12 protein-coding genes are annotated in these 12,330 nt (G+C 49.2%); 5 read left to right on the top strand and 7 right to left on the bottom strand.

Annotated features, from left to right (window positions below; translation table 11 throughout):
• Positions 1 to 22: 22 nt before the first annotated feature.
• The 3 genes from KW844_RS01500 to KW844_RS01490 form a co-directional block, all read right to left on the bottom strand.
• A complete protein-coding gene (locus KW844_RS01500; RefSeq protein WP_218374934.1) occupies positions 23 to 1,315 on the bottom strand; it encodes a D-alanyl-D-alanine carboxypeptidase/D-alanyl-D-alanine-endopeptidase in 1,293 nt (430 codons plus the stop codon).
• Between the two features lie 87 nt (positions 1,316 to 1,402).
• Complete coding sequence (locus KW844_RS01495; RefSeq protein WP_218374933.1) at positions 1,403 to 2,749, bottom strand: Gfo/Idh/MocA family protein; 1,347 nt, start codon at positions 2,747 to 2,749, stop codon at positions 1,403 to 1,405.
• Positions 2,750 to 2,775: 26 nt separating this feature from the next.
• Positions 2,776 to 3,741 (bottom strand): SUMF1/EgtB/PvdO family nonheme iron enzyme, encoded by a 966-nt coding sequence (locus tag KW844_RS01490; RefSeq protein ID WP_218374932.1) that lies wholly within the window; start codon positions 3,739 to 3,741, stop codon positions 2,776 to 2,778.
• Between the two features lie 174 nt (positions 3,742 to 3,915).
• On the opposite strand from KW844_RS01490, the gene KW844_RS01485 reads away from it, so the two are divergent.
• From KW844_RS01485 to KW844_RS01470, 4 genes are all read left to right on the top strand, one after another.
• Entirely contained in the window at positions 3,916 to 4,842 is a 927-nt protein-coding gene (locus KW844_RS01485) for a hydroxypyruvate isomerase family protein (protein ID WP_218374931.1), read from the top strand.
• Positions 4,843 to 4,935: 93 nt separating this feature from the next.
• Positions 4,936 to 5,283: a phage holin family protein gene (locus KW844_RS01480; protein ID WP_218374930.1), complete on the top strand. Its 348-nt coding sequence runs from the start codon at positions 4,936 to 4,938 to the stop codon at positions 5,281 to 5,283.
• Positions 5,284 to 5,302: 19 nt separating this feature from the next.
• Positions 5,303 to 7,276 carry a thiamine pyrophosphate-dependent enzyme gene (locus KW844_RS01475; protein WP_218374929.1) on the top strand — a complete coding sequence of 658 codons (1,974 nt, stop codon included), beginning with the start codon at positions 5,303 to 5,305 and terminating at the stop codon, positions 7,274 to 7,276.
• A 70-nt stretch (positions 7,277 to 7,346) separates the two neighbouring features.
• Positions 7,347 to 7,487: a hypothetical protein gene (locus tag KW844_RS01470; protein WP_218374928.1), complete on the top strand. Its 141-nt coding sequence runs from the start codon at positions 7,347 to 7,349 to the stop codon at positions 7,485 to 7,487.
• Between the two features lie 96 nt (positions 7,488 to 7,583).
• Here the strand turns inward: KW844_RS01470 and KW844_RS01465 are convergent, their stop codons facing one another.
• The 4 genes from KW844_RS01465 to KW844_RS01450 all read right to left on the bottom strand — a co-directional run bounded on the left by KW844_RS01465 (position 7,584) and on the right by KW844_RS01450 (position 10,917).
• Positions 7,584 to 8,981 (bottom strand): TlpA disulfide reductase family protein, encoded by a 1,398-nt coding sequence (locus KW844_RS01465; RefSeq protein ID WP_218374927.1) that lies wholly within the window; start codon positions 8,979 to 8,981, stop codon positions 7,584 to 7,586.
• A 95-nt stretch (positions 8,982 to 9,076) separates the two neighbouring features.
• Positions 9,077 to 9,637 (bottom strand): O-acetyl-ADP-ribose deacetylase, encoded by a 561-nt coding sequence (locus KW844_RS01460; protein ID WP_255578100.1) that lies wholly within the window; start codon positions 9,635 to 9,637, stop codon positions 9,077 to 9,079.
• On the bottom strand, positions 9,621 to 10,367 hold the full coding sequence (locus KW844_RS01455) for an NYN domain-containing protein (RefSeq protein ID WP_218374926.1): 747 nt from the start codon (positions 10,365 to 10,367) through the stop codon (positions 9,621 to 9,623). The genes KW844_RS01460 and KW844_RS01455 overlap by 17 nt, the downstream gene beginning before the upstream one ends.
• Before the next feature lie 79 nt (positions 10,368 to 10,446).
• Entirely contained in the window at positions 10,447 to 10,917 is a 471-nt protein-coding gene (locus KW844_RS01450; RefSeq protein ID WP_073082708.1) for a Dps family protein, read from the bottom strand.
• 223 nt (positions 10,918 to 11,140) lie between these two features.
• On the opposite strand from KW844_RS01450, the gene KW844_RS01445 reads away from it, so the two are divergent.
• On the top strand, positions 11,141 to 12,292 hold the full coding sequence (locus tag KW844_RS01445) for an MFS transporter (RefSeq protein WP_255578099.1): 1,152 nt from the start codon (positions 11,141 to 11,143) through the stop codon (positions 12,290 to 12,292).
• Positions 12,293 to 12,330: the final 38 nt, after the last annotated feature.

Raw genomic sequence — 12,330 nt, 5'->3', positions numbered from 1 at the left:
ATTTCAGCAACCCTGTATTTAGTTAGTAATCTTTGTAGATCTTCGTCAGCAGCTTTTCTACCGCCCTTCGCACACTCGTGGCACTTTCCTTGTTATTATTCACCAACACACTGAAAACGAGCGTTTTGTTACTCTTCGTTACCAGGTAACCACTCAGGCATACACTGCCCGTGAGCGTCCCCGTTTTCGCATGTACAAACTGCTCTTTATAATAGTTTTTCAAGGTGCCCTTCCCTCCTGTTGCAAAAATCTCCCAGAGCCGCTGCTGCGGATAGTTTTTGTACATATCCGTAAGCACGGTTACAAAGTCGCGCGGGGTAAAGAGGTTATAGCGCGACAGCCCTGAACCGTCCACCCATTGTGCATCCTGCGGCAGCGTGGTAAGGTAGTTATCTGTTACATATTTAATAAGGCGCCTTGTGTTAATGCTATCCCACAGCAAGGCACTGCTCATCATCAAAGTTTGTTCTGCAAAAAAATTATCACTGCGGTGCATCATGGGTGTGAACATGGAATCCACCGGCACGCTGCGCAGCAGTTCAAATCTACCACCGGGTGCAGTAAGCGCCACTCCAATGGGGCGGTGCAGCGTATCTTCCAGTCGCTCCTTCAGGTCGAGTATGGAACCAGTGATATAGGGTACTTCGTTGGTGGAAGCGCTTCGGTCTTTCCGGTTATATTTTATGGAGAAGTTATTATTTCGTTCATCCCTGTCCGTTAGTATTTCCGAACTGGTATCGTCTGGCAGTACGCTCAGGTTATAGATATCGGGGGTCATATAGGAACTATCGCGGTGGTGGCGGATACGGACAACGTTGCCATACATGGGCATGTCGTTCAGTTCCGGCTGGTAGTAATCGGCGTAATCGCTCCATGCCCATCCCGGGCCGAAGCGGCGGTTGGCGTTGCCGGTGCTTACAAGCCATATCTGCTTTTTGGTTTGCTGCAATAGTGCCAGTAGTGGCTGATATGGGAAGTCCGGATGCAGGAAAGTGGGATCACCGGTGCCTTTGATAAAAATGGCCGTATCATTTTCCAGGTAGCGTGCTGCCGGGAGGGAATCCCCTAATAGCTTCAGTCCTGCAAAAAGGGAAAATATTTTTGTGTTGGAGGCGGGGGAGAAATATTTTTCGTCCTGGTATTGGTACCAGTATTTGCCGGTTGCCGGCTCGTAAATAGAGATCCCGGTATGTGCATCTCTGAGTGGTGGCGACTGTAGCACCTCGGTGGCTGCCCATTTAGCGATGGCCGCCTGTTGTGCATTAGCCGTAGTGGCTAATAGTACTACTCCGCATGCAATAATGTAATTCCTCATGGCGGGAAATTACAAATTAATGCAAAGGCAGATGCCGGGAATTTGTGTGTCCTTTTCCAAACCCCGGCATCACCGTCATCATTATAATTAACCAATGTATTTTGTAATACCTGGTTTTGCATATGGATAGAAGCCATCAGTGCCCGGAACAATCGGAGGAGTGGCGTCAAATGCATATGTTTTAGGATGGAGGTCCAGACCGGAGTCCAGGGCTTTATCCCAATGCATCACCTGACCTGTATAGGTAGCCATACGACCCAGGATAGCCGACATTGTAGCCTGTGCACCTCTCAGCGCATCGGAATACTTGTATTCGCCTTTCGCAATGGCTGCAAACAGCTCATCGTGCTCGGTCTGGTATGGATTATTTTCGTTTCCTTTTTTCTCAAACTGGTAGATCACTTTGCCTTTGGCATCTACGATCTGTGCGCGGTCGCAGTAGATGCGGCCCCTGGTACCAACAATTTCTTCATCCACCTTGCTGGCAGCGGCTTTCCAGTGGCGGCACTGGCTGTTCATCACCACCCCGTCCGCATAGCGGTATTCCACATAGTGGTGGTCGTAGATTTCACCGTAGTCCTTGCCGGTACGTACAGCGCGGCCACCCATACCAGATGCGGTAGCAGGGGTATCGTTCTTGAACCAGTTACCTACGTCAATGTTGTGGATATGCTGCTCTACGATATGATCGCCACAGAGCCAGTTGAAATAATACCAGTTACGCATCTGGTATTCCATTTCTGTATACTCCGCCTTACGTGGTTTTACCCACAGGTCGCCCTGGTTCCACCATACCTGGATGGAGGTAATATCACCGATGATACCATCCTGGAAGCGTTTATACAGCTCGCGGTATGAGTTCTGGTAGCGGCGTTGCAGTCCTACTACCACATTCAGCTTTTTGGTATTGGCCACCGCAGCGGCTTCCAGTACGCGTTTTACGCCTGCCGGATCAGTAGCTACCGGTTTTTCCATAAAGATGTGTTTGCCCTGTTTCACCGCTTCTTCGAAGTGGATAGGTCTGAAACCCGGAGGGGTAGCGAGGATCACCACATCTGCGAGGGCGATGGCTTCTTTGTATGCATCAAAGCCAACGAACTTGTTCTTTTCAGGAACGGCGAGTCGGCCGGCATTATCGCCCAGCGCCTCTTTAATGTTGTCATAGCTGTCTTTCAGCCTGTCTGGGAACGCATCAGCCATGGCAACCAGCTGCACGTTTTCTTTGGTTTTGAGTGCCTGGGTGGCAGCTCCTGTGCCACGACCACCACAGCCTATCAGGGCTATTTTGATCACACCGGCATTACCGGAACCTTCTAGAGAGGTGGCTTTAGACAGAATAGGCATTGCAAGCAGGCTGCCGGCGATCATAGAAGATTGTTTTACGAAATCGCGGCGACCCTGAACGTGGAATTCTTGTGATTTTTCAGTGTCCATAAAAGGATGTTTTTTAGGTGTGAATACTAGCGGGAACCAACGTATTTATCGATCTGTTCTTCAAAAAATTTATCTGCTTCTGCCTTGGTAGGCTGTTTAACGGGGCGGACTACACGAAAACCGACAAAAGGCGCATCGGCGTTCCACCAGCGGCTTTTGGGATTTTGCGGGTCGCGGTCGTTCCACATTGGGTCCGACTTCAACCGGGCAGCGGCTCTCAGCGCTACGGCCTCATCTTCGTAAGTGCCGCCTTTGAGCAGTCGCGGTGTTTTTTTGGTAGGTACCGTCCACGGATTAGCGGCGGCAGCCTGTGCTACCCCCTGCTCATCGTATTGGTCCATGGTCCATTCCTGTACGTTGCCCAGCATATCATACAGGCCCCAGGCATTAGGTTTCAGTTGCGCTACGGGATGATATTTGCCCTCGCTGTTATCTTTATACCAGGCGTAATTTTTCAGTTGCGCGGCATCGTTGCCAAACGGATAAGTAGTTTTTGCACCGGCGCGGCAGGCATATTCCCATTCCGCTGCGGTGGGCAGGCGGTAGAAAACACCAGTTTTATAATACAGCCAGCGGCAGTACATTAATGCGCCATACTGGCTCATACTGTTGGCGGGGTAGCCACCGGCTTTCCCCATGCCCAGCGTGAGATCGATGTACGGCGGGCTAGGGCGGGTCATACCGTCCGGGATATCCGTTTGTGGCTTATCCTGGTCAGCAAACTCGTTATATTCCTCAAAGGTAACTTCGGTGGCTCCCATATAGAAGTCATCGATTTTTACGGTTTTGGCAGGTCCTTCGTCAGCTTTTCTGCCTTTTTCATTTTGCGGACTTCCTAACGTGAACGTACCTCCTTTAATGGGCACCATTTTGAAATGCACTTCAGTACCAGGTATCTTTTGATCGTACGCGGTGTATTCACTGTCCTTTTGAGCAAACGCTGGCTGACAAAGCGTTGCGCCCACTAACAAGGTCACATAAAATTGATTCATCTGAGTAGATTGGGTGTGTACGTTGTCAAGATAAAAAATGAATCGGTGGTTTCAAATTTTTTGTGATGAACGCAAAAAAAGAGGTCTTTTTTTGATTATTTTTCTTTTTGCTAGCATTTATATTCAAAACCTTTTAAATTTAAGGGTGTCCTTTTTACTTTTAATTTCATCGTTATGAAAAGACGAAATTTCCTGCAACAGGGTGCTTTGGCCGGATTATCCGCCCTCGCATTAGGAGGTGTAAGCAGCGCCGCACAGGCAGCTCCCAAAGAATCATCCACTGCAGGTAAGCCATTTAACCTGGATTATGCCCCGCACGACGGTATGTTTAAAAACAGCGGCGGCGCCGACTTCCTCGATCAGATCAAATACATGTATGATCAGGGCTTCCGCTCCATTGAAGACAATGGGTTGCTGGGCCGCGATGTAGCCATGCAGGAGAAAATCGGTAGCCTGCTCGCACAGAAAAATATGACCATGGGCGTATTTGTGGTAGATACCGGCAACAACTGGAAAACATCACTCGCCACCGGCAAACAGGAGTTTAAAGATGCCTTTGTGGCCACCTGCAAAAAGAGTGTGGAAACTGCCAAGCGCGTGAATGCCAAATGGGCTACCGTTGTTCCCGGCTATTTTGACCGCACCCTACCCATGGGCGTACAAACAGCACATGTGGTGGATGCACTGCGCCGCGGCGCCGAAATCCTGGAGCCACATGGCATCGTTATGGTGCTGGAACCCCTGAGCGATAACCCGGACCTGTTCCTCCGCACGGCAGAACAGAGCTACGAGATTTGTAAGGCAGTGAATAGTCCTTCCTGCAAAATCCTGTACGACATCTACCATATGCAAAGAAATACCGGCAACCTGATTCCGGTGATGGACCTCTGCTGGGACGAGATCGCCTACATCCAGATTGGGGATAACCCCGGCCGCAAAGAGCCAGGAACTGGTGAAATCAACTACCGCAACATCTTCAAACATCTACATCAGAAAGGTTATAAAGGTGTATGTGGTATGGAACATGGTAATTTCGGAAAAGGCGCCGAAGGTGAGCTGGCTCTCATCAAAGCCTACCGTGACGCCGACAATTTTCTGTAATTTAAATAACGTAGTACCGGATAAATGCAGTAAATTCCATTTATCCGGTGCTATTCCGGTGAATTACTAACGCCGTTATTTAAATTAATTTCTATGGGTTTCCTATTACGCATCCTTGTAAGTGCCATTGCCGCCATGTTTACCGCCTACCTGCTGAAACCGGCAGTAAAGGTAGACAGCTTCGTTACTGCGCTCATACTGGCACTGGTACTGGCTATCCTCAATGCACTCGTTAAGCCCCTGCTCGTTCTGCTGACTTTCCCCGTTACCATCGTCACTTTAGGTCTGTTTCTTTTTGTGATCAATGCATTGATCATCCTGCTCGCATCCAAGCTGGTACCTGGCTTTAAGGTAGATGGCTTCTGGTGGGCATTACTGTTCAGCATTGTGATGACCATCATCAACAGTGTGCTGATCGGCCTTGCCGGCGGCAGCAACTAATCTGCAAAACTTACCATGCATGCATTTCGACAGTTCCAACCTGAGCAGGGAACAACAATTGTCTTTCTATCAATCCCTCGTATATCCGCGACTGATAGAAGAAAAAATGCTGTTACTGCTTCGCCAGGGAAAAATAAGTAAATGGTTTTCCGGTATAGGCCAGGAGGCTATTGCCGTGGGCGCCACGCTGGCTATGCAGTCAGACGAGTGGATACTCCCGCTACATCGCAACCTGGGCGTGTTTACCACCCGTAATATGCCGCTGGAAAAGCTGTTGCTGCAATGGCAGGGACAGGTACCGGGCTATTCCAAAGGGCGGGAACGCAGCTTCCATTTTGGCGATCGTGCCCACCAGATCTGCGGTATGATCTCCCACCTGGGCCCACAGCTTGGCATTGCCGATGGTATTGCACTGGCACATAAACTCCGGAAAGACAACCGCGCTACGCTCGTATTCACCGGCGAAGGAGGCACCAGCGAAGGCGATTTCCACGAAGCGCTCAACGTGGCCGCTGTATGGGACCTCCCTGTCATCTTCCTGATAGAAAATAATGGCTATGCACTCAGTACCCCGGTTGCGGAACAATACCGCTGCACCTCCCTGGTGGAAAAGGCCGCCGGGTATGGTATGGAGGGTGTACAGGTAGATGGTAATAATTTGCTGGAAGTATTCCAAACGGTCCGCTCCGCCCGTCAGTATGCTGCAAGCCGTAACAGACCAGTGCTGATCGAAGCCCTGACTTTCCGCATGCGTGGCCACGAAGAGGCCAGCGGGACTAAATACGTACCGCCCGAGTTAATGGAAGCATGGGCCGCTAAAGACCCCATTACGCAATATGAAACCTACCTGCTGGAAGAAGGCATCCTGTCGGAAGAACGCATACACGAAATTAAGCACACCCTTAAAATACAGATAGAAGAGGCCGTGGCGGCAGGTTTACAACCACACCCCGCGCCCATCAGCACGGAGCAGGAACTAGGTGATGTTTACGCGCCGGCTCCTTCCCCACATTACCCGATAGGCACCAGCACTGAAAAGCGCTTTATAGACGCTATTTCCGAGGGCTTGCGCCAATCCATGGAAGAGTTCCCGCTGTTGATACTCATGGGTCAGGATATTGCCGGATACGGCGGCGCCTTTAAGATTACGGAAGGCTTCCTGGAGCAGTTTGGCCCGGACAGAGTAAGAAACACGCCCCTCTGCGAAAGTGCCGTAATTGGCGCTGCACTGGGCTTATCAATTCAGGGTTTTAAAAGCATGGTGGAAATGCAGTTTGCAGATTTTGTTTCCTGCGGTTTCAACCAGATTGTAAATAACCTGGCTAAAATCCATTACCGCTGGGGACAAAATGCCGATGTGGTGATCCGTATGCCTACCGGCGCAGGCGTGGGTGCCGGCCCATTTCACTCTCAAAGCAACGAAGCATGGTTTGCACATGTTCCCGGCCTCAAGGTAGTATACCCTTCCAGCCCGGAAGATGCCAAAGGCCTGCTTTGCGCTGCCATTGCGGACCCGAATCCGGTACTGTTTTTTGAACACAAAGCACTGTACCGCAGTATTTCAGGCCTGGTGCCGGATGAATATTTTACCACTGAAATCGGGAAAGCCCGCCTGGTACAATCCGGCGACGATATCACCATTATCACCTATGGCAGCGGGGTACACTGGGCCATGGAATATGCCGCCAGCCATCAACACATCAGTATCTGCCTACTGGACCTCCGCACACTGGTTCCACTGGACTACCCTGCCATTCAGCAGGCCGTGGCCGCCACCGGCCGTGTTTTGGTACTACATGAAGACACCCTCACCGGCGGCTTTGGCGCCGAAATAAGCGCCTGGATAGGCCAGCATTGCTTCCATTTGCTGGATGCCCCTGTGATCCGCTGTGCCAGCCTCGACTCCCCGGTGCCTTTCTCCACCGAACTGGAAAAAAATTTCCTCGCCAAATCCAGACTGGACGCGGATATTCAGCAGTTGATCCAATGGTAACCGAATTCTTCATTGGGAATTTGGCCCTAAAGTTCTAATTTGCATCCGGAAATAATAAACTCATTATATCATGATGACTTTCTTAGATGTAGTACACACCACTAACTTTTATAAAGTGGGTGATTTCATTGGTAGCATCGGTGCACCAGCAGCAATTATCATTTTTGCACTTATGTTTTTGATAGCGTGGGTTAAATACGCTAAGGCATAATCCCCATCGTTTTTTCACATCGCATTATAATTAAAAAGGCTACCTGAACAGGTAGCCTTTTTATTTGTATTCAAGATTTTGCTATGAGTATGGCTATTATCCTTTAGCCAGTAATTTTTCGATCAGCGCTTTCAGCTCTGGTGTAGACGGGCGGGGAGCATCGATGTTCACGATTTTACCCTGCTGGTCAAATACCATGAAACGAGGGATACCGTTGATACCGTAGAACTTCGTTACCTCGCTCCAGCCGTTCACAAAGATCTGTACACCTTTCATGTCTTTGTCTTTCACGAACTGCTTCCATTTCTCTTTATCTTTTGCCTCATCCACGGAGCAGCCAACGAAAGTTACGTTTTTACCTTCCATTTCTTCTTCCAGTTTCTGGAGGAAAGGCAGTTCTGCTTTACAAGGTCCGCACCAGGTAGCCCAAACGTCTACTACTACTACTTTACCTTTCAGGTCGTTGAATGCCACCATCTTACCGTTGGTATCCTCACCGGAGAAGTTATATCCAGCTTCACCTGCGGAGAATTTACGCACAGATTTTTCATAATCGTAATAGCGTTTCTTTTCCAGGTCAGTCACCAGGTATTTCTGGTAAGGCGCCATGGCTTCTACCAGTGCCTCAAAGGTTTTGTAACCACCGAGTGAGTTGGTGAGGTACAGGGCTTTGATGTGATCGTTGCAGATGGCGTTTACACTTTTAGCCAGCATTTCGCCCGGAGCAGGTTTAGTGGCTGGCTTTTCAGCCATGATCAGCATGCTGAAGGTGTTGTATAGGCGTACGTAATCGCCGATGTTGCCCAGGGCCATGGCGTTAGCGTCACAAAATTTCTGATCCTTCACGATAGTTTTGTAATAGGCAGGGTACTGCTCCTTTTTAGGATGCACCGAGTGCGGAATCAACAGAAAACGCATGGCTGCATACTCCACATCTGCTTCCATAGCCACTTTCATCAGGCTGCTAAAAGTTTTATTGGAAGATGTGAAGGTTTTTTTGAAAGCTTCTGCTTTAGGCACAGTTGCTTCCAGTGCAGGGAAGAAAGAGTAAAAAGTGGTAGAATCAATTTTGCTGGCAGGGCCGGTAACTGGTGCTACTACTGTGTTCCAGGCCTGCAGGGTTTTGTTTTCTACTGATCCTGTTTTTTGTACGAAGTTGTTACCATCCAGTTGCAGATTCAGCTGATCTCCTGATTTCAGGTAGATTCGGGCGCCGTTGTCTTTTGGATTGGTAGTCAGGTAATAAAATCCTTCTGTTGGTTTTTGTACGGCAAAGGCAAAGGCGTGGTCCGCGCTCACTGCTGATGTAGCAATTTCTTTGGTCATACCTTCTTCAACAGCCATGAGGGAGATTTTAGTGGCTTTGTCGTTGGTGGTAGTCCCTTGAATAATGGTGAGGGATGGAACCGGGCCTGGGCCGGCGGCGGCGCGGGCTACAGAAACAGACATGCACAGTGCTACTGGCAGGAGTCTGCATACGGTTGATTTTCTCATTGTTTAATGGTGGTTTTATGGTTTAGTATCTCAAAAATAACAAAGCAAATGCAATGTAGACACACATTGTGTCAAACGGCTGATAATCATTACTATCATTCCGGCCCTACATACTGGTGGTAATAATGGGTGGTGAAGTTGAAATTCTCTTCGTCAAAGCATACCAGGATAACCGCTGTGATACTACTTTCTTTTTCCAGGAAGTTGGCTATTGTTTCCAGCGCAATCCGGGCGGCGAGGTCTTTAGGGAAATGATAAACACCGGTACTGATGTTAGGGAAAGCCACTGTGGTAAGGTTATTGGCAGCAGCCAGCTCCAGGGAGTGCCGGTAGCAGTTGGCGAGCAAGGTGGGTTCGTTGTGCAAGCCATCCTGCCATACAGGTCCTACGGTATGGATCACATGTGCCGCTGGCAGCCGGCCGCCAGTGGTAATCACGGCTTCACCGGTTTTACATCCGCCCTGGCGGGCCACAATCTTACGGCAGTCCTCCAAAATTGCAGGACCACCGGCACGGTGAATGGCGCCATCTACTCCTCCGCCACCCATCAGGGATGAATTGGCTGCATTTACGATGGCATCTGCCTTAACGGCGGTAATATCTCCCTTAATAACACTTACCCGGTTCATATAAGTAACGTTATTTGCTACGAACATACACTAATTTACCTGTCTTATTACCGCTGTCGCGCAGGTCTATTTCAAATATAGGGAAGCTCTGGATGAGATGGATCAGTTTATTAAAGCCATAGTTGCGGGAATCGAAGTCGGGTTGTTTCTTCAGCAGCAGGTTGCCCAGCTCTCCGAGGTATGCCCAGCCATCCTCATCTGCAATATCGTTAATGCTGGTGGTCAGCAGGGTGATCACCTCCTTGTCAGCTTTGCTGATTCCCTTTGGCTTTTCTTTGGAAGACTTTGATTTCCCTTCGTCTGATTTCTTTTCTCTCACCTGCAGGATCTCCAGGTAGATGAACTTGTCGCAGGCCGATCTGAATGCACTTGGCGTTTTCTTTTCCCCCATACCGATCACGTACATTCCGGCTTCACGGAGCCTGGTGGCCAGGCGGGTAAAGTCGCTGTCGCTGGATACGAGGCAAAACCCATCTACCCTGCCGGTGTATAAAATATCCATGGCGTCTATGATCATGGCGCTGTCGGTAGCGTTTTTACCGGAGGTATAGCTGTATTGCTGAATGGGCGTGATAGCATAGTCGAGCAATACGCCCTTCCACCCTACTACGGTGGGTTTGGTCCAGTCGCCATAAATTCTTTTAAACGTTGGGTTTCCGTATTTGGCCACTTCTTCGAGCATCCCTTTTACGTTGTGATAGGGGATGTTATCGGCGTCAATCAACACGGCCAGTCGGAGGTCTGTTTTGTTATCCATACGTGTTGTATTAAAACAAAACGTGTTAGTTACGGACAATCTGGCTGTAACTAACACGTTGCTATAAATATAAAATTAGTTATTTGAGAAAGGAGCGTAGCATCCAGGCTTGTTTCTCATGTTTTTCCATGAGGCCAGTCACAAAATCGCTGGTGCCTTTATCGTTGTATTTCTGATCAAACTCATCGATCAGGCGGCGCAGGTTGCGGATAATGGTTTCATGATCATCCAGCAGTTCCTTTACCTGTGTTTTAGCGTCGTTGCTGTATTCAGACTCCAGCAGGTGGGTCAGTTTCAGCACATCTGCGTATCTGCCCAGCGCGTAGTGGCCGAGGGCGCGGATTCTTTCTGCTACTTCGTCACCGAATTCTTCCAGGGCTTCATACTGATCTTCAAAAAACAGGTGCAGGTCCCTGAAGCTGGGTCCTTCAATATTCCAGTGGCTGTTACGTGTTTTTGCATACAACACCAATTCATCAGCTAATGCTTTATTCAATTCTAAAGCAACCTCTTTGGCGTGTTCTGGTAAGATGCCAGTGTTAACTTTCATATCCTTGAATTTTTAGTTACTATAAATTTACGGTTTCTGGTGGCAGGGAAACATGAGTGTTATCATGATTTAACAACCGGTTAATATTAACAGTGGTCCCGGGGTTTTGTTCGCCTGTAGCCAGTGCTGATTTACTTTGCCAAAATTGTACCATAGTTACTAATTTTGCGGCATGGACCAGTCGTCAGGTAGGATATACAATCTGCAATTCATCTTATTATGTTTGAGTAATGCCCTTTTCTCTGCCAGTTTCAACATGATGATCCCGGAGCTGCCGGCGTATCTGACTAAGCTGGGCGGGGAAGATTACAAAGGCTATATCATTGGGGTGTTTACCTTGATGGCGGGGCTTTCCAGGCCATTCAGCGGCAAGCTCACGGATACCATTGGCCGCGTGCCGGTGATGGTGTTTGGCTCACTGATATGTGTGGTGTGCAGCTTGATGTATCCACTGGTCAGCTCCGTAGGGGCGTTCCTGTTACTTAGATTTTTTCATGGTTTCTCCACAGGATTCAAGCCTACCGGCACTTCCGCCTATGTATCCGACCTGGTACCGGCCAACCGGCGCGGTGAAGCCATGGGCATTATAGGCCTGGCTTCTATCATCGGCATGGCCATCGGGCCTGCTATTGGCGGTTGGGTGGCAGTGCAGTGGAATATTAATGTGATGTTTCAGTTGTCGGCCGCTTTTGCGCTCCTATCGGTAGTCATCCTAACCGGCGCTATGAAGGAAACACTTCCCAACAAGCAACCTTTCAGGTTTTCGCTGCTGCGTATCCACCGGGACGAGCTATTTGAGCCGCTGGTATGGGGTCCGGTAATTGTTACCTTCCTTACATTTTTCAGCTATGGCGCGGTATTAACCATCATTCCTGACTACAGTACCTATTTAGGCATCACCAATAAAGGATTGTTCTTTACTTTCTATACCGCCAGCTCAATGGGCATACGCCTGGTAGCCGGCAAGGTATCGGACAAATATGGGCGCATCCCTATCCTGAAGATCTCCGCATTGGTAATGGCCGCCTCCATGGCCATGCTGGCATTGGCGGTCAATCCGGCAATCCTGCTGGCAGCGGCCTTGCTATATGGTATGGCTACCGGGCTTAACTCCCCTGCTGTTACCGCCTGGACGGTAGATTTAAGTAACCCGATGTATAAAGGCCGTGCATTGGCGAGCATGTACATTGCCATGGAAGCCGGCATCGGGCTGGGCGCCTGGGGGTCAGCGCTGATCTATCATAATCATGCCAGCCGGTTCCCACTTACATTTTTTATTCTTGCGGGTATCACGGCAATGGCTACACTATATCTCTCCTTTTTTCACGTACCTAAAAACTATGAGGAGCAGCTGGCACGCAAGCAGGCGAATTAAGTTCTTCCAGCCAATCACCTGAAACGTTCATACACCGA

The sequence above is a fragment of the Chitinophaga sp. sic0106 genome (assembly GCF_019219075.1).
Taxonomy (GTDB): Bacteria; Bacteroidota; Bacteroidia; order Chitinophagales; family Chitinophagaceae; genus Chitinophaga.
Note: the sequence above shows the minus strand (reverse complement) of the source record. Positions and strands in the feature narration are given on the sequence as shown.